The organism is Achromobacter deleyi (genome assembly GCF_013116765.2).
Classification (GTDB): domain Bacteria; phylum Pseudomonadota; class Gammaproteobacteria; order Burkholderiales; family Burkholderiaceae_B; genus Achromobacter; species Achromobacter deleyi_A.
Window position 1 is genome coordinate 4,233,262 of the sequence record NZ_CP074375.1, and the last position, 17,481, is coordinate 4,250,742.

Here is a 17,481-nt window from a genome sequence, read left to right on the forward strand (position 1 = left end):
TGAAACAGGCGCCAGCAAAGACCCAACAGCAAGCACCTACGAAGCCAAAACCCGCAGCCTCAAAGCGCACTCAGAATCGCATCCCGAGCCTGATGAGACAACTCCAGCCGAGTAGGCAGACTCCCATCCGGATGCCGAGCCGCCAACGGCGGCAAGAACACCACCTCGACCGCCAGGCCCGTCACCCCCAGCACCCGCCAAAGATTAGCCACCAGCGACTCCTCCCCCACGAACGCCGCATAACCGCTGCGCTCGCCGTGCTGAAGAAAACGCAGGGCCACCGGTTGGATTTCGATGGCCGCGGAGCGAGCCGGTTCAAACAGGCTGGCGTGAAAAGGGAGGAGCTCGAAACCTTCGGTCGTCGTGCCCTCGGGGAACAGGCCGACGGCGTCGCCCTGCTTGAAACGGGCTTGCATCGACTCGCCCATCGCGTGGACCGCGTGGCGCTGGCCGCGTTCGATGAACAGCGTGCCGGCGCCGGCCACCAGCCAGCCGATGACGGGCCAGCTGCGGATCTCGCTCTTGGCGACGAACGACGTGGCGCGCGCCGAATTCAGCACGAAGATATCGATCCACGAGACATGGTTGGCCACCAGCAGCACCGGACCCGCCAGGCGCGGCTCGCCCTTGAAGACGACCCGCAGTCCACAGGCCGCCATCAGCCAGCGCGACCAGCGCCGGTTCAGCCTGGCCCTTGCGGCGGGCCGCATCAGGGGATACACCAGGCCCACGCAGAGCAGGCCGAAGACGATCAAGGGCAGGACAAGGCTCAGGCGTAAGACAAAGCGCAGCAGCTTCAAACTGGAGTCTCCCAGGCCAGTTGGCCACCGACCACGGTGACGCGTACACGGCCGGGCAGCATCATACCCGCGAAAGGGGTGTGGCCGCTGCGGCTCTGAAGCGCTGCGGGGGTCACCAGCCATTCGGCTTCCAGGTCGGCCAGGCACAGGTCCGCGGGCGCGCCCACGCCCAGGTGCCCGGCGGGCGCGGCGTGCGGCGCGATCCTGCCCAGCACTGCCGCCGGGCCGGACGTTACCCGCGCCAGCGCTTCGGCCAGCGGGCGGCGGCTGTCGCGCACCCACTTCAAGGTCAAGGACAGCAGCAGCTCCAGCCCCGTCGCGCCCGGCGCGGAGGCCGCAAACGGCTGGGCCTTGCCGCGGTTGTCCACCGGGGTGTGATCGGAGCACAGGGCGTCGATCACGCCATCGGCCAGGGCCGCCTGGATGGCATCGCGGTCGCGCTGGCCGCGCAAGGGCGGATTCAGGTGGAAATTGGTGTCGAAGAAACCGATGTCCACATCGGTCAGGTGCAGGCTGTTGGCGGACACGTCGGCCGTGACCGGCAAGCCCTCGCGCCTGGCGGCGCGCAGCAGGTCCAGCCCCGCGGCCGTCGACAGCCGCGTCAGGTGCACACGGGCGCCGGTGGCGCGCTGCAACTCGAAGATGGTGTGCAGCGCCACCGTCTCCGCCTGCACGGGCAGCCCTTCCAGCCCCAGGCGTTCGGCATAGGCACCGCTGGCGGCCGACGCGCCACGCGCCAGCCACGGATCCTGCGGCCGCAGCCACAGCGTATGGCCCAGGCCGCTGGCGTAGCGCAGCGCGCCCCAAAGCACCCGCGTGTCGGCAATGCCCGATTCGCCCTGCGCAAAGGCGATACAGCCGGCCTGCGCCAGCAGCGCCATTTCCGTCAGCGTTTCCCCCGCCAGCCCCACCGTCATCGCGCCCAGCGGATGGACCACGCACTGCCCGGCCTGCGCATGGCGCATCAGCGCTTCCACCTTGGTCGGTTCGTCCGGCGGCGCATCCGCGTCCGGCGGCAGCACCAGGCGGGTCACGCCGCCGGCCAGCGCGGCGCGCAGTTCGGCCGGCGCGAGTCCCGCGGCGCCGGGCTGCGACACCCGCGCCGACAGATCGACCAGGCCCGGCAGCACCGCCAGTCCGCTGGCGTCCAGGCGGCGATCGGCCTGAAAGCCGTCGGGCGCGTCGCCCACGGCGACCACGTGGCCCTGGGCGATGTAGAGGTCATGCCGTCCGTCCACCCCATGCGCGGGATCGATCAGCCGGCCATTGGCGATGTGCAGCCTCATGGCGCGTCTCCGGCCAGCACGCGCAGGGCGGCCAGGCGCAAATGCTGTTCAATATCGGCCAGCCGCGCCTCGACCGGCGCAAGGCTGGCCGCGATATCGCCATCCACCTCCACGCCGGGCGCAAGCCGGGCTGCGGGCAACAGCAAGGCATCGGGCTTGGCGACCGCCAGGGCCGCGGGCGTCAGCCCGTGCGTATACGCATACTCCCGCGCGGAAGGCAGTTGCGCGCCGCTGATCCGTTCCACGTCCAGCGGCAACACGATGATGACGTCGGCGTCGCACAGGCCTTCCGCCAGGGTGGCGCACGCGCGCGCGCCCAATTGCGGCAGGCCATCGGGCAGCAGCGTGCGCGGCGCCGCCACGCGCACCTCGGGCACGCCCAGGGTGGTGAGGACGTGGATGACGGAACGGGCCAGGCGCGAGTGACGGATGTCGCCCACCAGCGTCACGACCAGATTGGTCAGATCGAGCTTGATCTCGATGATGGCCTGCACCAGCGCCAAGGCCGGCAAGGGATCGGCGTGCCGGCCGTCGCCCGCGTTGATGATGCGCAGGCCAGGCCCCGCGTGGGCCGCCGCGCAGTGCGCCGCGCCGCTTTGGGCGTGGCGCAGCACCAGCAGGCCCGGGGCCAGCGCACTGACGGTCTTGGCCAGCGCATCGCCGGCCCCCGCTTCCAGCGGCACGGGCAGCATGGACAGGCGGGCCGCGGCGGCGGCAAAGGCCTCGCGGTCCGCCGTGGCGTCGTCGGGCAGGCACAGGAACACCGGCAACCGCGACGCCGCATCGGGCGGCGCGGCGCCAACCGCCGCGTCGGCGCGCGCCGCGTCCAGCAGCCGCTCGACATGGCGCCGCGGCAGCCCTTCCGTTGTCAGCAGGTGTATGAGTTCGCCGCGGCGGTCAAGTTGCGGATTGAGCATGGGCAGGACAGGCCGCGGCCATCAGGACGCGGGCAAGGTATCCAGATAGCGTTGCAGGATAACCGCCGCGGCCATCGCGTCGTCCGCGGCGTGCGTGCCGAGCAGGCGCTGCGCCTCCATGCTGGAGCCGCGCTCGTCCACCAGTTCGACGGCGAGGCCGAAACGGCCATGGAGCTGATTGGCGAAGCGACGGCAGCGCGCGGTGGCGGGCTGCTCGGCGCCGTCGGCGTCCAGCGCCAGCCCCACGACCACGCGCTGGGGCTGCCATTCCTGCAGAAGCGCCGCGATGCGGCCAAAGCGCGCCTCGCGGATCTCGCCGAAAATGATTTCCAGGGGACGCGCCTGGCGCGTCAGCGTGTTGCCGATGGCAATGCCGATCTTCTTCTCGCCGAAGTCGAAGGCAAGCAGTGTTTCTTCACGCATGGCCCGCGTCGCCGGCCAGCATTACGGGATCGATGCCCAGCAGCTTCAGCGCGGCGGGGTAGCGGTCTTCGGGAGGCACGTCGAAGATGATGTGGTCGTCGGCGCCCACGCTGAGCCAGGCGTTCTGGCCCATCTCGCTTTCGAGCTGGCCCGCGCCCCAGCCGGCATAGCCCAGCGTGACCAGCATGCGGGCGGGTCCGGTGCCGTCGGCCACGGCCTGCAGCACGTCGCGCGAGGTCGTCAGCGCCATGTCGCCCATCTTGATGCTGGAGCTGTAGTCGCCAGCGGGCGCATGCAATACAAACCCGCGGTCGGTCTGGACCGGGCCGCCAAAAAAGACGAACGTGTCCTTGACCGGCCCGATCTCGAGCGTCAGGTCGATGCGCTCGAACAGCGTGCCCAGCGTCAGGTCGGTGGGCCGGTTGATGACCAGGCCCAGCGCGCCGCGTTCGGTGTGCTCGCACACGTAGATGACGGCTCCCGCCAGGCTTCCTTCCACCATGCCCGGCATGGCGATCAGGAACTGATTGGCGAAGTTGGCCGCCTGCGTCGTGGCGTCTTCGTGAAGTTTTTCCGTCATGGCAACCCCTTCATGGGTAGTCTGAGAGAACCGTTGGAGAGGCCGCGCGAACGCGACCCATCATGCCTGGCGGCAGTCCGACGGTTACGAGGGATGGGGTATACCCCCATCTTACGAGCCCTGGCGGAATATGTCGGCGGTACGGGTTCAGATTTCCATCAGTTCAAAGTCCTCTTTGCGGGCGCCGCATTCAGGACAGACCCAATTCGGCGGCACGTCTTCCCAGCGGGTGCCAGGAGCAATGCCTTCGTCGGGCAGGCCGGCCTCTTCGTCATAGACCCAGCCACAAATCAGACACATCCAAGTACGCATAGTTCTCTCTTACATCAATTCCCCACCGTGGTCCCCGCGGTGGGGCAAAGGTGGGGGGCTTCCATTAGAATGGGGACAATCTTACCGAAACCCAATAGGGGTTCCCCTGATTCATCCCAAATGAGTCCCGGGAACCCTCACTCAAGCGCAGTCAAGTGGCCCCCGTTACTCCCCCTCTCGTTTTGGTCTTCGGCCCGCTCGATCCCTCGGGCTCGGACGGCCTGCCCGCGGACGCCGTCACCTGCGCCCGCCTGGGCTGTCACGGCCTTGCGGCCGTCACGGCGCTGACCGTGCAGGACACCGCCGGCATCGAAGAAATCCATCCCGTTTCGCCAGACCTGCTGGACGACCAGGCGCGCTGCCTGCTCGAAGACATGTCCGTGCAGGCCATCAAGGTGGGCGGACTATACACCGCGGAAACGGCCAGCGTCGCGGCGCAGGTCGCCGCCGACTACAGCCAGGTGCCGCTCGTATTGCACCTGGGCCAGCGCGCCCAGTTGCCGGCCGACGCCGCCGACGAGGACGAGGCCGACGACCTGCTGGCCGCGACGCTGGAACTCGTGCTGCCGCAGACGGACCTGCTGGTCATCGAGCACCTGCGCCTGGCGCAGTGGCACGCCGACGGCGACATAGATATCGGGGACGCACCGTCGCCCATGCACGCCCTGGTGGCGGCGGGCGCCGAGTGGGTCCTGGTGCTGGGCAGCCCCCAGCGCCCCGGCCATCTGGCCAACGTGCTGCTGGGCCCGGGCGGCCAGACGCACACCTGGCCGTGGCAGACGCCTCCGGACCGCAACGGCGACGCCGGCGGCCTGGCCGCCACCGCCATCACCGCCATGCTGGCGCGCGGGCTGGAAATGCCCGAAGCGGTGCGCCAGGGCCTGGCGCACGCCGACGCATCCGTCGCCGCCAGCTTCCTGCCGGGCATGGGCCGGCGCATCCCCAACCGGATCCTCCCGCAATGAAGCCGCTGCGTTTTCCCTCCGGCCTGTATGGCGTCACCCCCGAATGGGACGATACCGACCGCCTGATGCTGGCCGTGCGTCAGGCCGCGGAAGGCGGCATGCGCTCGCTGCAGCTGCGCCGCAAGAAAGTGCCCGACGCCGTGCGCGCCGAACAGGCCCGCGCGCTAGCGCCGCTGTGCCGCGAACTGGGCGTGGTCTTCCTGATCAATGACGACTGGCGCCTGGCGCTGGACGTGGGCGCCGACGGCGCGCACGTGGGCCGCGACGACGACAGCCTGGCGCGCATCCGCAAGGAAGCCGGCCCCGACCTGATCCTGGGCGGCTCCAGCTACGACGACCTGGGCCGCGCGCGCGAGCTGCTCGACGCCGGCGCCGACTACATCGCCTTCGGCGCCATGTTCGCCTCCACCGTCAAGCCGGACACCGTGCGCGCGCCGCTGTCCGTCCTGACCGAAGCCCGCCGCCTGGTGGAAGACCGCGACGCGCCCCGGCCCGCCGTGGTCGCCATCGGCGGCATCACGCCCGACAACGCCCCGCTGGTGGCCCAGGCTGGAGCCGACTCCATCGCCGTCATCACCGGGCTGTTCGAAGCGCCCAGCATCCGGGCCGCCGCGGCGGCCTGCTCCGCGCCCTATTCCGCCAACCCCAACCGCAAGCCTTGAACGCCATGTCCCGTAACGCTCAGCTTTTCGAACGCGCCTGCCGCAGCATCCCTGGCGGCGTCAACTCGCCCGTGCGCGCCTTCCGCTCCGTGGGCGGCACGCCGCGCTTCATCAAGCGCGCGCAAGGTCCGTATGTCTGGGACGCGGAAGACAAGCAGTACATCGACTACGTCGGGTCCTGGGGACCCGCCATCCTGGGCCATTCGCATCCTGAAGTGGTGCGCGCGGTCCAGGAAGCCGCCGTCAACGGCCTGTCCTTCGGCGCCCCCACGGAGGCCGAAATCGAGCTGGCCGAAGTGCTGATCTCGCGCCTGCCCTCGCTGGAGCAGGTGCGCCTGGTCAGTTCGGGCACCGAAGCCACCATGACGGCCATCCGCCTGGCGCGCGGCGCCACCGGCCGCGCCAAGATCGTGAAGTTCGAAGGCTGCTACCACGGCCATTCGGACAGCCTGCTGGTCAAGGCCGGCTCGGGACTGCTGACCTTCGGCAACCCCAGCTCGGCCGGCGTGCCGCCGGAATTCGTGTCGCACACGCTGACCCTCGAATACAACAACCTGGATGCCGTGCGCGAAGCCTTTGCCCAGCACGGCGCCGACATCGCCTGCATCATCGTGGAGCCGGTCGCCGGCAACATGAACCTGATCAAGCCGGCGGCGGGCTTCCTGGAAGGCCTGCGCGAAGTCTGCACGCAACACGGCGCGCTGCTGATTTTCGACGAGGTCATGACGGGCTTTCGCGTCGGGCCGCAAGGCGTGCAGGGCCTGACCGGCGTCAAGCCGGACATCACCACGCTGGCCAAGGTGATCGGCGGCGGCATGCCGGTGGGCGCCTTCGGCGGCAGCGCCGAAATCATGAAGCACATCGCTCCGCTGGGCGGGGTCTACCAGGCCGGCACGCTGTCGGGCAACCCGGTGGCCGTGGCCGCGGGCCTGGCCACGCTGCGCCTGATCGCCGCGCCGGGCTTCTACGAGAAGCTGTCGGCCCAGACCGCCAAGCTGGCCCAGGGCCTGCAGGAGCGGGCCCGCGCCGCCGGCCTGCCGTTCTCGGCCGATTCGGTAGGGGGCATGTTCGGCATCTACTTCAGCGACACGGTGCCGGCCTCGTTCGCCCAGGTCTCGGCCTGCGATACGGCGGCGTTCAATCGCTTCTTCCACGCCATGCTGGACCACGGCGTGCATTTCGCGCCGTCCGCCTTCGAAGCCGGCTTTGTGTCGGCCACGCACGACGACGCGGTGATCCAGTCCACGCTGGACATCGCCGAGAAGGTCTTCGCGGCCCTCTGACCGGCAAAGGGAGCCGGCCCGCGGCCCGCTCCCTTCAAGGCGCCTTGTACTGCTCGTACAGGGCCGTCACATTACGCACGTAGGCCTGGGTTTCCGCGTAGGGCGGCACCGCATCGTATTTGCGCACGGCGCCCTCGCCCGCGTTGTACGCGGCCAGGGCCAGGTCCAGCCGGCCGGGGTACTGGTCGATCAGGCGGCGCAGATGACGCGATCCCGCCTGCACATTCGTCGCCGGATCCACCAGCGCGCGCTCGACATCGACCACCGACAGCAGCGGAGCGGCCGTGGCCGGCATCAGCTGCATCAGGCCCAGTGCGCCCTTGGGCGAGCGGGCATCGCTGCGAAAGCCGGATTCGATCGCGATGATCGCGGTCAGCAAAGCCTGGTCCACGCCGGAGTCCCGCGCGGCGCGGGCAATCAGGCCGTCATGCTTGGTGGTCGGCTTGACCCCTGTCCAACTCAATTCGCGCGCGACCGGCGCCAGCGAGGTCCGGCGCGCCCCGTCGCCCGGCTCGGGATCACAGGGCAGGCAAAGGCTGTCGGCGGGGCCGCCACGCAGAGCCGTGCGCGTCAGCGCCCGCTTGTAATATTTACCGTAGCCATTGGGCACCTTCATGGCCCGCCAGACGCCAAACGGGTCTTTGTAGCGGTAGGTCTCGGCGGCCTGGGCCGGCGCGGAAGGCGCCAGCGCCAGAGCACCCGTCACCAGGGCCGCCACCGCCGCCATCCCGCCGGCGCGCGCCAGAAGGGCGCGCATGGCCGTAAGAATGGGAAAGGGTGGAGAGGACATGGGACGGGGCTCCGGCGGCGTCGTGAGACGCGTTGGCGAGTTCCTATGCTGCGACCACCCTTCCGCTTTGTCTTTCCTGCCTATGCCCTAGTCCAGACCCGGCGCCCCGCGTCCCAGGGAAAAATGGGGACACAACTACGCCATAAGGTTGATATATTTGACCCTACTCGCGGATAACTGGGATAGCGGCTTAGAATATGACGTAATATTTCGTTCAATTACTAAATGATTGAACCTGGCCGCTTCGTGCCGGGCAGGAGAGAGGGTGAGATGGGCGCAGAAAACACGCTCCAGCTGCTGCTGGATGCCAACACGAACGTCCTGACTGCGGTATATACCCCGCCGGTCCGGCCCGCCCATACCTCTCCCTCGGGCGACGCCGCGCCCGAGCAAGCCCCCCTCGAGACCGCCCCTTACGCGGCGGGAGCCGAGGCCGCGGCCGAACAGGTGTACGAACAGGCCCCCGACATCGCCGTCGCCGACGAGTCCGCCGATGCCGATGCCGATGCGGAAGCCCCCATCGTCAATGCCGACCTGCCCAACTGGGACACCCTGGTCGTCGCCGCCGCCGCGCAAGGCTGGGCGGCCGAGGCGCTCGACAACCACGCCATCCTGGCCTTCATTGACCTGTGCCGGACCGCCGCCGACACGGTGCAGAGTCCCGTCGGCAAGGTCGTGGACGGCACCTTCGAAGTCGAGCTGGACGCCAGCCGCATGGCCGCGACGCTGACATTGCAACCGCCCAAGGGCGGCAAGCCCGTCACGCTGGACGCGGTGCGCCAGGCCCTGGCCGATCAAGGCATCGTCCATGGCGTGCTGCAACAGGCGCTGGCCGAGGCGGTGGAACAAGGACGCCACGGAACCATCCTGGTCGCGCAAGGCACGCCGCCCACGCGGGGCACCCCGACCCGCTTCGAGAGCCTGCTGGATCGCCTGAAGCCGCGCGCCGAAGACATCGACGAACTGGCCCAGGTAGACTACCGCGACCTGGGCAGCCTGCTGCTGGTGTCGCCGGGCACGCCCCTGATGCGTCGGGTTCCGCCGCTGCCCGGCGTGGACGGGACCAACGTGCTGGGCGAAGCCGTGCTTCCGGACGAGTTGCCCGACACCCCCTTCTCCAAGGAGCTGTCCGGCGTCGCGATCGATCCGGAAGATCCGCTGCTGCTGCGCGCGGCCATCGCAGGCACCCCCACGCTGATCAGCCAGGGCGTGCAGGTGAATCCGATGGTGGAGGTGGACGCCGTCAACCTGTCCACGGGCAACATCACATTCGAGGGATCGCTGCAGGTGCGCGGCGACATCAGCGCCACCATGGAAGTCCGCGTGACCGGCGACGTGGTCGTCAACGGCACCGTGGAGGCGGCCCTGGTGGAAGCCGGCGGCAGCGTCACGGTCAAGGGCGGCATCATCGGCATGGCCGAGACCCTGCACGACGCCGCAGCCGGCGCGCGCACCGCCCACATCGTCTGTGGCGGCGCGCTGCGCGCGAAGTTCATCGAGAATGCCGTCATCAGCGCGGGCAGCGATATCGATGTCGAACGCGAAATCCGGCAAAGCCACATCGCCGCCGGCGGCAGCGTGAACGTCGGCCCGCCGAATACCCAGCAAAGCGCCATCACGGGCGGCGAAACCCGCGCCCTGCTGGCGGTTCGCGCCGGCACCATCGGCTCGCCCTCCGGCATCCCGACGCTGGTGCAGGCCGGCCTGGACCCGCACGCCGACATCAAGCGCACGGCGTTGACGCGCAAGCGCCTGAAGATGAACGAAGAAAAGGCCAAGCTGGAACAGTTGCTGATGTTCCTGCAAGCCAATCCCCAGCGCGCCACGGGCGACGTGGTCGAGCGCGCGCGCAACACCCACGCCAAGCTCATCGGCGATCTGGCTGCCCTTGAAGAAGAGGAAGCCCAGCTCATCCGCGACCTCCTGCCCCAGCACAACGCCACCATTGCCGCCAGCCGCCGCTTCTGCAGCGGCACGACGATTCACCTGGGCAACAAGATGCAGGAGTTCCTGGAAGACCAGGTGGGCGGCAAGGCCGGCCTGGAAGAAGGCGAGATCGTCATCCGCTGACCTCGCCCGGCGCCCCTCAGGGCGCCAGTTCCTTGAACCAGGCGCGCGGCGAAATGCCGCGGTCCGGCCCCAGGATGGAAAACCCGCCGTCCACCGGGATGTCCACGCCGGTCATCCAGGACGCCGCATCCGAGCATGCAAAGCACACGGCGGCGGCGATCTCTTCGCCCGAGCCGACCCGGCCCAAGGGGTGGAAATGCGCGCCCACGGCATCGGCGGCCTCGCGCGAACCGCCCGCCAACTGCTCGACCGAAGGCGACCAGGTCCAGGCCGGCGACACGGCCAGCACGCGCACGCCGGCCGGCGCCAGCTCCACCGCGAAGTTCTTGGTGATCTGCAGCAACGCCGCCTTGGAGGCCGGGTATAGCGCCCGCCCGGCCGCGCCGAACTTGCCGCCCGTGCTGCCCATGTTCACCACCACGCCGCCGCGCCGCAAGCACGGCGCCGCCAGCTGCGTGAAGATGGCGGCCGACACCAGGTTCGTATCCAGCGTGCGGTGCCATTCCTCGCGGCTCGAGGCCAGGCCGCGGTCCGCATACTGGCAGGCGTTGTTCACCAGGATGTCGAGCCGGCCGAAGCGCGCCAGGGCGGCATCTATGCAGCGCTGGATCTGGCTGTCCTGGCCGATATCGGTTTCGCAATACAGCGCCCGGCCATCCAGCGCCTGCTCCAGGGCGCGGCCGGCCTCGGCGTTGCGGCCGACCAGCACCACATTGGCGCCGGCCGCGGCGAATCCGCGCGCGATGTCCGCGCCCAGCCCCTGGGTGCTGCCGGTGACGATGGCGGTCTTGCCCGCCAGGCCGGGAAAGCCTGTGAAATCCATGAACGTTCCTTGATCAGTATGGCGCGGCGGCCCAGCGCACAGCTTCCGCCACCGTGCCCGTTTGCGCAATCAGCCGCATGCTGGCCAGCGACGCCTCATGCACCGCGGGGTCGGCGGACGCGCAGGCGTCCTGCGCCACCATCACGCTAAAGCCGATGTCGGCGGCGTGGCGGACCGTGCCTTCCACCACCGAATGCGTGGCCACGCCGGCCACCACCAGCCGCCGCGCGCCGAGCAGCCGCAAGGTCTCTTCCAGCGGCGTGCCGTAGAAGGCGCTGATGCGCGTGTGCTTCACAATGAACTCGCGCGCGCTGCCGGACAGCGGCTGCAGCCCGTCATAAAACGCGCTGCCCCACTGCCCTTCCGCCACCGCGCCTATCGTGGCCACGTTGCGGAAGATGGCGCAGTTGGGCAGCAGGTCGGCGTAGTCCGGCCGGAACGCGATGCGCACATGCACGATGGGCAGGGCATGGGCGCGCGCGCCTTCGAGCAGGGCGCCGGCGTTGTCCAGCAGGCGCTGGCGCGCCCCGCCGTCGGCGTCCAGCCCCACGCGGATCTTGCCATCCGGATGCAGCACATCGTTCTGATAGTGCAGCGCCAGCACCGCGACGTCGGTCTCTTTCACACGAAGACCTCGAAAACGTCATGTGCGTCGTCGCAGTTGACGAGGTCCACCCGCTTCATGCGGATGCGCCAGCCCTCGCCCTCGGCGGCCAGCTTGTGGGTGTAGCGGCCGGCCAGCTGGCGCGGCTGGCGCTTGCGCCATTCGGTCATCTGGAAGACCGAATGCACCACCAGGTTGCCCCCCGCGTCCACGCCCTCGACCTGGACGCTTCCCACCAGCCGCACGCTGCGCGTGGGCGGCTGCTGCGACCAGTTGCGCGGATGCTCCAGGCGCCGGATGCGCACATCGCGCAGCATGCGGTCCTCCCAGAACAGCGAGATATGGTCGTAGGGGCTCTGCTGGCCGGGCACCCGCGGCATCCAGTACATGCCGTCCGGCGTCCAGAGCGACTGCCAGTCGTCGTAGCGCCGTTCGTCCAGCATCCGGGCCTCGCGGTACAGGAACTGGGCGATGCGATGGTAGGCCTCGGCCGGCACCTCGGCCGGCGACAGATCCGCCGTGCCCACGTCGAAATCCAGATCTAGCAGCATGCGCCCTCTCCCTTGGCCGTTGCGTCCACGGCAGTGGCGCCAGCCTCCATGTAGGCCTTCCAGGCGCGGAACTGATTGCGCATGGGCAGCTCGCTGGTGCCGTTCACCGACACCATCCCATCGGCAGCGCTGCGGTCGCTGCCGTGATAGCGGTGCATGCTCACCCAATCGCCGCCGCGCGTGGCATTGCCTTCCTGGCAGCGGTTGTAAAGCTCGATATCGTCCGGCATGACGTTGGACGACGGCGAATTGATGACGTTGGCATACAGCATGGCGCGCTTGAACACGCCGTCCGGCGCGCCCTTGCAGCGGAACGTCTGGATCTCGATCAGGGTCCGGTCGACCGCGATCGGACGGATCACGCGGAATTGCTGGAACACGGTATGCGGCGAACCGCTACCGTAGATGACCGTGTTGTGGCGATTCATGCCCAGGATCTCGCGAGCGCGCTCTTCGCCATAGGCGGCCGTCAGCGCCTCGAAATGCGCGCGCGACACGGGATCGCGCTCGGCGGCGCCAGGATTGAAGATGCCTTCCATGTAGCCGTGGCCGTTGTCGTAGGCGCGCAATTCCAGCTTTTCCCAGAATTCGTAGGGCTCGCCGTTGCCGTCCATGATGTGCAGTTCCAGCGGCATCTCGCCCATTTCCTTGGCCTCGTCGCGCGCGGCGGCATAGGACGATTCATGGGTGACGCGGGCGTGCATCGTGTCGTGCAGGTTCTCGTAGAACACCTTCCAGTTCGAGCGCTGCATGACGCGGAAAATACCGCCCGCCACTTCCACCTCGCCCACCGGTGACCGGTCGCAGAGGTTGTCGATGGACGAGCGCACGCCGCCCAGGAAGTCTTCGAGCGCCTGGCCGTCCGTGGACTGGCTGGCGAACACGAACCCCCGGTAACTATCCACGCGCGGCAGGCGCCGCATGGAAAACGAAGGATCGGCGGGGTCATAGGAAGTGCCTTCCAGGCCCTGCTTCAGGGGCACGCCCAGATGGCTGCCGTCCAGCTTGAAGGTCCAGGCGTGATACGGGCAGCGGAAGAACTTGCCGACGCAGCCCTCGCCGTCCGCCACCACCTTCGCGCCCTTGTGGGGACAGCGGTTGTACAGCACATGCACGCGGCCGTCGGCGGCGCGCACCATCAGCACGTCCTGGTCGCCCACCCGGGTGGTGTGATAGTCGCCCGTCTTGGGCACCTGGCTTTCGTGGCCCACATAGATCCAGGCACGGCCGTAGATCCGCCGCATTTCCAGGTCGAAGATGGCCGGGTCGGTATAGACGCCCCGGTGCACGCTGTCGCCCCGCACCATGGACGCCAGTTGATCGTCGCTATAGCTCATGCCGGTCTCCTATTTGTTCTCGCTGTCTTTCCAGCGCGCCATCAGCGTGTTGGACGGCAAGGTCTCGTCCAGCAGCTTGGCCGCGGTTTCGCGGCCGGCCGTGGGCAGGCCCTTCGGGTCCAGCAGGCCCACCTGCACCAGCACGCTGGCCTGGTCCCAATAGATGTGCTCGTGATAGAGCTTGTCGCCGCGGAACTTCACGATGGCCACCAGCGGGATCTCGACATACTTGCCGGTGGGCGGCACGCCGGGCAGCATCCAGTCGATCTCGGTGGTGTGCGTGAAGCAGAACAGCAGCTCGTCGACGATCTGCGTGGCGCCCACCGTGCGCGACAGGGGCACCAGACGCGTGTCTGGAGGATTGCTGTTGACGAAATGGTGCTGGTAGAAGCGCGAAAGCTCCTTGTGGCCAACGCCCCCCGTCATGGTGGGGATGTGGTTCACGTAGGGCTCGGCCACCATCGTCGCCATGGTGGCGGCCACGTCGCGCGTGCCGAATTCGTATTCGCAGTGCTTGTCCCACAGATACGAATAATCGAACTCCGGACCGATCGCGCGTTGCAGCGCGGCCATGCTGCGCTGGTGCGCCATCAGCGCGGACGGCTTGTCGTAGTGCTCGCCACCCGTGCGCGCAAAGGCGTGGTCCATGCCGGGGTAGACATAGAGCTCCACGCCCGGCTTGCCGCCCAGCGCCGCCAGGATGCGCTGGCGCGCCTCTGGCGGACAGAACCCGTCCTGCTCGGCGATGTGCAGCACCAGCCGTCCCCGCAGCGCGGAGGCCTCTTCCAGGCTGTCCTCGATGCCCACGCCGTAGTAGCCCACCGCCACGTCCGCGTCCGTGCGACAGGCGGCAAGAAAGGCCAGCTTGCCGCCCAGGCAGTAGCCCAGCACGCCGGCGCCGCCCTCCTGTTCGGGCAAGGCGCGCAGCGCCGCCAGCGTCGAGGCGATATCCTTCACGCCCAGCTCCACATCGAATCCCTTATAGAGTTCGAAGGCGCGCGGCATGTCGGCGGGGCCGTCCGTCAGCTGGATGCCCGGCTGCTGGCGCCAGAACAGATCGGGCACCAGCACCACATAGCCTTCCTCGGCCAGCAGCTGCGCGGCGCGGCGCATGAAATCGTTGACGCCGAAAATCTCCTGGCACAGCACCAGCCCCGGCCCGCGACCGCTGGCCGGGACGGCCAGATAGGCGCCGAAGGACTTGCCATCGTGCGAAGCGACCGTCACCTCGCGCGTCGTAATGTTCTGGGTCATGCGTATCTCCTGTGATGCAAACACCCGCCCGCCCTACTTCATCTGGCAGGCGGCGGCGAAAGGATCCTGGTACTGGGTCAGCACCGTGCCCGACAGCTTGTTGGCCAGCTTGCCGCCCGCCCCCGCCTCGACGACGCGCAGGTAGTAGTTCTGGACCGGATACTGATTACGGTTGAATTTGAAGTCTCCGCGCACCGACTTGAAGTCCGCGCGCCGCAAAGCCGGCCGCAGGGCTTCCGCATCCAGCTTGCCGCCCGTCTGGCGCACCGCGCTGTCCAGCAACATGGCGGCGTCATAGCCCTGGGACGCATACAGCGTGGGGCTGCGGTTGTAGGTCTTCCTGAAATCCTCGACAAACTTGCGGTTGGTCGGGTTGTCCAGGTCGGATGCCCACTGCGACGTGTTGCGCAGGCCTTCGATCGGCGCGCCCACCGCCCCGATGGTGTCCTCGTCGCCCGAAAAGCCCGGTGCCAAGAGCGCAATATCCTTGGACAGCCCCGCGCCATTGAATTGCTTGATGAAGTTCACGCCCATGCCGCCCGGCAGAAAGAAGAACACCGCATCGGGCTTGCTTGCGCGCAGCCGCGTGATCTCGACGCCATAGTCCAGCTGGCCGAGCTGGGTGTAGATCTCTTCCGACAACCCGCCCTTGTACAGGCGCTTGAAGCCGTTGAGCGATTCGCGCCCGCCCGGATAGTCGGGCGCGATCAGCGCCACGCGCTTGTAGCCCTGGTCCGCGGCGTATTTGCCCATGGCCGCCGGGATGTCCTCGTTCTGCCAGGCCACCGCGAAGAAATTGGGATTACAGCCGGCGCCGGCATAGTTTTCCGGCCCGGTATTGGTGCTGAGATAGATGGTGCCGGACTGCAGGATGGCGGGCATCACCGGCAGCAGCACATTGGAAAAGACGATGCCCGTCATCACGTCCACGCGGTCGCGCTTGAGCAGCCGCTCGACCGCCTGGCGTCCCGTATCCGCCTTCTGCTGGTCATCGGCGACAACCACTTCCGCCGTGAGACCGCCCAGCTTGCCGCCGGTATGGGCCAGCGCCAGATTGAAGCCGTCCCGGATCTCGTTGCCCAGCGCCGCACCCGGCCCGGAAAGAGTAGTGAGCAGACCCACCTTGACCGTGCCGGCCGCCGAGGCGCCCGCCGCGGCCGTCATGCAAACCAGCGCCGCCAGCGCGCGCCGGCTCCAGAGATTTCGAACCATGAGCCACCCCGTTTTCACCGCCAGCCACGCTGGCGGAAAGCTGACAGAACCCGTCTGCCGTCGGTTCACGCATGCAGCGAATCAAAGTCGCCCAGCTTACGCGCCGCGGCGCCGCCCTCCAACAGACGCTTGCAGGGCCTGCAGGCAAGAGTAGGCCGCCTGCCCTCCCGGCTCTATCCGAATACCGCCAGTCTTATCCGGGATTCACTTAATTCCCAACGCGCGCCGTTTAAATTACGCTGGCCGCAGATACGGGAGGGGTCCCGTCCCGGAGGCATCCATGCACGGCTGGTCCCGACTTGCGCTGGCGCCCTTGTTCAAGCAGCGCGTCTTCAGCTCCACCCAGCGGGACGAGACGCGCGCGCGCGTCTCCGAAGCACTGAAAGACCACCGCCTGACCTGGAAGGGCGGCCGCGTGGACGCGCAGCTCAACCGGGGCCGCTTCGGCTCGCTGACAGTCTGTACGTTGCGCTACGGCGCCGAAGTCCACATCGAACCCGACCGCCTCCAGGATTTCATGCTGGTGCAGGTCCCCCTGCGCGGCCGCGCCTGCATCGAATGCGGCGACGAACGCGTCGACGCCACCCCCGACTGCGCCGCCGTCATCGCCCCCAACCGTCCGCTGCGGCTGCACTGGGAGGCCGGCTGCGAACAACTGCTGCTGAAGATTCCCCGAGGCAAGCTCGAAGCCATGGGCCAGCGCGCCTTCGGCGATGCCGCCGCCCGCCCCCTGGACTTCAGCCCCGCGCTGCGACTGGACACGCCCATCGGCGCCGCCTGGCGCAGCATGATGACCAGCCTGATCCACCTGCTGCCCATCCTGGACGACGGCCCCCGCCGCCCGCCCGCCGCATGGCTGGAACACCTGGAAGACACGCTGGTGCTGCACCTGCTCTACAACCAGCCCAACACCTGGCAAGCCCATGCCGGCGGGACCACGTCCGTCCCGCGCCGGCTCAGCATCGCCGAGACCTACATGCGCGACCGCCTGGGCGCCCCCCTGACCCTGACCGACATCGCCCGCCACGCCGGCGCCAGCGCCACCGCCCTGACCCGCCTGTTCCAGGAACACAGAAACACCACGCCCATGAACGCGCTGCGCGCATTCAGGCTGGACGCAGCCAGAAGCAGACTGAAATTGGACGCCGACGCCAGCGTCACCGAAGTCGCGCTGAGCGTAGGCTTCGGACACCTGGGACGGTTCTCGGAGTACTACCGCGAACGCTTCGGCGAATTGCCAAGGGAAACCCGGCGCCTAGGAGGATAAGGCCGCGAACGGGCCGCAGCAGCGCACCGGAAAATGCGTGGCGCAAACAACTCCAACGCCACAAAGAACCAACAACGCCCCGACGCCAAACACCGCGTAAGCCCCACAAGGCCGCCCGCGCGGCCGGCCTGGGGCGGGCCCCGCAAGATCCTCCACCACCACGCCAAGCGTGGCAAGAACCAGAAGAACACCAACCGCCCCAGCGCCCGTGAAGATCAATCCACCAGAGCCTGGCGCGTCGGGGGCCTGCGGTGCGCGGGGCGTCGATAAGCCCGAGGGAATCTGAAGGAAGCGCCGCAGGCGCTGACGAAGATGACAACGGGGAAGTCCGGAGCGAAGGCTCCG

The 17,481-nt window shown here is 68.4% G+C and carries 18 protein-coding genes; 5 read left to right on the forward strand and 13 right to left on the reverse strand.

Annotated elements, in window-relative coordinates:
- Positions 1–59: 59 nt before the first annotated feature.
- The 6 genes from HLG70_RS19050 to HLG70_RS19075 form a co-directional block, all read right to left on the reverse strand.
- Positions 60–800, reverse strand: a complete 741-nt coding sequence (locus HLG70_RS19050; RefSeq protein WP_171667900.1) for a lysophospholipid acyltransferase family protein — start codon at positions 798–800, stop codon at positions 60–62.
- A complete protein-coding gene (locus HLG70_RS19055; protein WP_171667901.1) occupies positions 797–2,086 on the reverse strand; it encodes a dihydroorotase in 1,290 nt (429 codons plus the stop codon). Before HLG70_RS19055 ends, HLG70_RS19050 begins: the two co-directional genes overlap by 4 nt.
- On the reverse strand, positions 2,083–3,003 hold the full coding sequence (locus HLG70_RS19060; protein WP_171667902.1) for an aspartate carbamoyltransferase: 921 nt from the start codon (positions 3,001–3,003) through the stop codon (positions 2,083–2,085). The genes HLG70_RS19055 and HLG70_RS19060 overlap by 4 nt, the downstream gene beginning before the upstream one ends.
- Before the next feature lie 21 nt (positions 3,004–3,024).
- Positions 3,025–3,426 (reverse strand): Holliday junction resolvase RuvX, encoded by a 402-nt coding sequence (gene ruvX / locus HLG70_RS19065; RefSeq protein ID WP_171667903.1) that lies wholly within the window; start codon positions 3,424–3,426, stop codon positions 3,025–3,027.
- Positions 3,419–4,006 (reverse strand): YqgE/AlgH family protein, encoded by a 588-nt coding sequence (locus HLG70_RS19070; protein ID WP_171667904.1) that lies wholly within the window; start codon positions 4,004–4,006, stop codon positions 3,419–3,421. The genes ruvX and HLG70_RS19070 overlap by 8 nt, the downstream gene beginning before the upstream one ends.
- A gap of 147 nt (positions 4,007–4,153) precedes the next feature.
- The gene (locus tag HLG70_RS19075) at positions 4,154–4,318 is read right to left on the reverse strand and encodes a rubredoxin (protein WP_003814980.1); all 165 of its coding nucleotides are present in this window, start codon (positions 4,316–4,318) and stop codon (positions 4,154–4,156) included.
- Between the two features lie 155 nt (positions 4,319–4,473).
- Here HLG70_RS19075 and HLG70_RS19080 point away from each other — a divergent pair, with 155 nt between their 5' ends.
- Genes HLG70_RS19080 through hemL form a run of 3 tightly spaced genes read left to right on the forward strand, consistent with a single transcriptional unit; the run spans position 4,474 to position 7,228 of the window.
- Complete coding sequence (locus tag HLG70_RS19080; protein WP_171667905.1) at positions 4,474–5,283, forward strand: hydroxymethylpyrimidine/phosphomethylpyrimidine kinase; 810 nt, start codon at positions 4,474–4,476, stop codon at positions 5,281–5,283.
- A complete protein-coding gene (gene thiE / locus HLG70_RS19085; RefSeq protein ID WP_171667906.1) occupies positions 5,280–5,945 on the forward strand; it encodes a thiamine phosphate synthase in 666 nt (221 codons plus the stop codon). The genes HLG70_RS19080 and thiE overlap by 4 nt, the downstream gene beginning before the upstream one ends.
- Positions 5,946–5,950: 5 nt before the next feature.
- On the forward strand, positions 5,951–7,228 hold the full coding sequence (hemL, locus tag HLG70_RS19090; protein ID WP_171667907.1) for a glutamate-1-semialdehyde 2,1-aminomutase: 1,278 nt from the start codon (positions 5,951–5,953) through the stop codon (positions 7,226–7,228).
- 34 nt (positions 7,229–7,262) lie between these two features.
- Here the strand turns inward: hemL and HLG70_RS19095 are convergent, their stop codons facing one another.
- Complete coding sequence (locus HLG70_RS19095) at positions 7,263–8,018, reverse strand: lytic transglycosylase domain-containing protein (protein WP_234103133.1); 756 nt, start codon at positions 8,016–8,018, stop codon at positions 7,263–7,265.
- Positions 8,019–8,288: 270 nt separating this feature from the next.
- On the opposite strand from HLG70_RS19095, the gene HLG70_RS19100 reads away from it, so the two are divergent.
- The gene (locus tag HLG70_RS19100) at positions 8,289–10,088 is read left to right on the forward strand and encodes a DUF342 domain-containing protein (RefSeq protein WP_171667908.1); all 1,800 of its coding nucleotides are present in this window, start codon (positions 8,289–8,291) and stop codon (positions 10,086–10,088) included.
- A 16-nt stretch (positions 10,089–10,104) separates the two neighbouring features.
- Here HLG70_RS19100 and HLG70_RS19105 read toward each other — a convergent pair whose 3' ends face one another.
- Genes HLG70_RS19105 through HLG70_RS19130 form a run of 6 tightly spaced genes read right to left on the reverse strand, consistent with a single transcriptional unit; the run spans position 10,105 to position 15,869 of the window.
- Positions 10,105–10,911, reverse strand: coding sequence for an SDR family oxidoreductase (locus HLG70_RS19105; protein WP_171667909.1), 807 nt, complete (start codon positions 10,909–10,911; stop codon positions 10,105–10,107).
- 13 nt (positions 10,912–10,924) lie between these two features.
- The gene (locus HLG70_RS19110; protein ID WP_171667910.1) at positions 10,925–11,536 is read right to left on the reverse strand and encodes a cysteine hydrolase family protein; all 612 of its coding nucleotides are present in this window, start codon (positions 11,534–11,536) and stop codon (positions 10,925–10,927) included.
- The gene (locus HLG70_RS19115; protein WP_171667911.1) at positions 11,533–12,066 is read right to left on the reverse strand and encodes an aromatic-ring-hydroxylating dioxygenase subunit beta; all 534 of its coding nucleotides are present in this window, start codon (positions 12,064–12,066) and stop codon (positions 11,533–11,535) included. Before HLG70_RS19115 ends, HLG70_RS19110 begins: the two co-directional genes overlap by 4 nt.
- A complete protein-coding gene (locus HLG70_RS19120; protein ID WP_171667912.1) occupies positions 12,057–13,403 on the reverse strand; it encodes an aromatic ring-hydroxylating dioxygenase subunit alpha in 1,347 nt (448 codons plus the stop codon). Before HLG70_RS19120 ends, HLG70_RS19115 begins: the two co-directional genes overlap by 10 nt.
- A 9-nt stretch (positions 13,404–13,412) precedes the next feature.
- Positions 13,413–14,657, reverse strand: a complete 1,245-nt coding sequence (locus HLG70_RS19125) for a dienelactone hydrolase family protein (protein ID WP_171667913.1) — start codon at positions 14,655–14,657, stop codon at positions 13,413–13,415.
- A 33-nt stretch (positions 14,658–14,690) separates the two neighbouring features.
- Positions 14,691–15,869: an ABC transporter substrate-binding protein gene (locus HLG70_RS19130; protein ID WP_171667914.1), complete on the reverse strand. Its 1,179-nt coding sequence runs from the start codon at positions 15,867–15,869 to the stop codon at positions 14,691–14,693.
- A 280-nt stretch (positions 15,870–16,149) separates the two neighbouring features.
- Here HLG70_RS19130 and HLG70_RS19135 point away from each other — a divergent pair, with 280 nt between their 5' ends.
- A complete protein-coding gene (locus tag HLG70_RS19135) occupies positions 16,150–17,136 on the forward strand; it encodes an AraC family transcriptional regulator (protein ID WP_171667915.1) in 987 nt (328 codons plus the stop codon).
- The last annotated feature ends 345 nt before the right edge of the window (positions 17,137–17,481 follow it).